The sequence below is a fragment of the Symbiopectobacterium sp. genome (assembly GCF_051710365.1).
GTDB lineage: Bacteria > Pseudomonadota > Gammaproteobacteria > Enterobacterales > Enterobacteriaceae > Symbiopectobacterium.
Genome location: NZ_JBPETA010000314.1, coordinates 1 through 2,236, shown reverse-complemented (window position 1 = coordinate 2,236; position 2,236 = coordinate 1). Strand labels below are relative to the sequence as shown.

The following is a 2,236-nucleotide window of genomic DNA, read 5'->3' as shown; positions in this document are numbered from 1 at the left end:
CCTTGTTATAGGAGGGCCAGTTAGTGATTTTAAAATTTTGTTTTGCCATGGAGACCTGATTTTGAAACAACTATGGTGATCTGATCCGATGATTACCCAAACTTTCTATTTATTCAACAAAGCCCCATCGGGGATGACAACCGCGATGATTATTTACTCTGCTTGTATTGAAAACTATACTACGAATCCCGCCAAACCGGACGCCCATTATTGTCCACGGCCCAATGCGCTTTTCGGGGAGTAAGGCAAGCCCCGCCTACCCAGCGAGATTGTGATGCAAAATCAAGCCAGTAAGCGCTGCCTTGAAGTATGTCATGGCCGAGCGGCGTTAATTCCACTGTATTCAGGGCTTCTGCATCTGCTGCCGTATTGATACGTAACAGTGGGTTTGCACCTGTTATCAATGGCCTGATAGCGGAATAGAACATCATGTCACCCATATAAGGCAGTGGATCACGATGGCTGATCAGTTCTCTGAATATATTTCTGAGATTGATGGGGCCCGATTGAGCAATACAGTGTAATGACAGACGTTCGGTCAGAGAAAGACCGTCGTTGATACCTGGCAATTCTTGCAATAATCGGCGCAAGGAACGCGAAAGATAAGGCAATGCGGCGTGTTCACGCTGAGCAAGCGTAAAGAGCGCTGTCGGCTAGGGCGAGCACCAGGCAGTCCAGGCTTGGTACGCCAGTGCTGGCGCATCGGCAGGTACCGTCTTGCGTTGCGTCCAGAGCCAGGCCAATACATCCGGTGATAGTTGCCCCAGTCCAATAAAACGCTTCACGCCGGGTATATTGTCAACGGCGATAAGCTCGAGTTTTTGTGGTTGTTTTTTGAGTGTTGAGAGTGTGCGGACCAGAAACAGCTGGTCGTAAGGGTCAGCTTCGCACCACAGCACTGCATGTTCAGCATCAGATAAATGTTGCCACTGCGCCTGTTCCTCATCAAAACGACGGGTGACATCATCAACGTCCAACTGAAATGCCTGCTGGATAAAAGTGCAGCGAGCCGAGCGGTAGTCGGCAAAGGGGATGTCCTGAACGGGTCCCATAGACAATGGGTCTGTATAGCTATGAAATGTGCCGTGAAAACCCGCGAGTCGCAGACTGTGTTCAATATCATTGCCGCAACGCCAGTGCTGGGTTTTGCTTTCATCATCAGCAGCGAAATGGGGATGACGCCGGGCAGATGCGATGGCATCAACATGCGCTTTGAGCTTCGGCTAACTGTCAAACCCTACATCACGCGCAATTAACCACTGTGCACTGGCAAGGGTTACGTCGGACGTTGGATTAAGGTGATGAAGCAGCCCTAATTTTTCTGGCTCAAGGCCGGCTTTGAGGCGTTGCAACAGTTCTTTTGCGCGTTTGCGCTGTTGAACCAGACTGATGCGACCATTACTTATCGGATGTACAGACATACGAACTCCTTTCCAATACCTTATCCGCATTCAGGTGGGGAGTCGTAACCTTGAGGTTGCCTACTTGTCTTGGGCGCAGCCCTTTCCGCGGATGGCGGCGCAGATAACGCCGGACCATCACTATATCCTGCGAGCGGAAGGGCTGCAATACGCACTTGGGTTAATGTCGCTGAAATATTATAAAGGAGTTTTTCTACCTCCGGGTTAATTACCGTTCGCGGAGTGATATCAAAAGCACTGATATTAATTCCATAACCCATGAATGTTAAAACTTTCTAAAAAAACGCTTAGCTTCTTTGGCTATTTTGTCCGCGCTACGTTTGACCTCATTTTCAACTCGAGGCGCAACACGATCAATTTCTTTTCCAATTCGTTCACCGATACTGGTGTTTTTACTCTCGCTCGACTGTGTCAATTTATCAATCTCATCTTTTAATTGATTGAGTTGAGCATAATTTTCGATGTTATCTTCACCGATCTCAATATTATCCTTGATCGTATTTATCGTCGTGGCAACCGTTTTTAATAATCCGTTGAGACTGTCGCACGTTTTGGTCTTGTATTCAATGAGTTGATACAGCATCAAACGTAATACTCGCGTTCGATGTAAGTGCCGATGATCCTATCGTGCATTTCGGATGATTTTGAATACCCCAACGTCTGGTCACGTATTCAATGAGTGTATTGCTACATCCGTCATTCCGCACCTACTTTAAGAATAAATTCGACGGTATCGCTCGCCGAGAACATCAACGATGGTCTTGTGAACAGAATTGAGGTTGGATACTTGTGGTGGTCTGTCACCAATACTGAAC

The 2,236-nt window shown here is 47.5% G+C and carries 4 protein-coding genes and 1 pseudogene; all 5 read right to left on the bottom strand.

What is annotated here, in order from left to right:
- Nucleotides 1–179 precede the first annotated feature (179 nt).
- Nucleotides 180–578, bottom strand: coding sequence for a hypothetical protein (locus ACTBDZ_RS17210; RefSeq protein WP_438816194.1), 399 nt, complete (start codon nucleotides 576–578; stop codon nucleotides 180–182).
- 75 nt (nucleotides 579–653) lie between these two features.
- On the bottom strand, nucleotides 654–1,196 hold the full coding sequence (locus tag ACTBDZ_RS17205) for a DUF1835 domain-containing protein (RefSeq protein WP_438816195.1): 543 nt from the start codon (nucleotides 1,194–1,196) through the stop codon (nucleotides 654–656).
- A 27-nt stretch (nucleotides 1,197–1,223) separates the two neighbouring features.
- On the bottom strand, nucleotides 1,224–1,421 hold the full coding sequence (locus tag ACTBDZ_RS17200; protein ID WP_438816193.1) for a hypothetical protein: 198 nt from the start codon (nucleotides 1,419–1,421) through the stop codon (nucleotides 1,224–1,226).
- 265 nt (nucleotides 1,422–1,686) lie between these two features.
- The gene (locus ACTBDZ_RS17195; protein ID WP_438816192.1) at nucleotides 1,687–2,004 is read right to left on the bottom strand and encodes a hypothetical protein; all 318 of its coding nucleotides are present in this window, start codon (nucleotides 2,002–2,004) and stop codon (nucleotides 1,687–1,689) included.
- Nucleotides 2,004–2,084 (bottom strand): annotated as a pseudogene (locus ACTBDZ_RS17190) (IS1 family transposase); the annotation flags it as partial. The gene ACTBDZ_RS17195 and the pseudogene ACTBDZ_RS17190, both read right to left, overlap by 1 nt.
- Nucleotides 2,085–2,236: the final 152 nt, after the last annotated feature.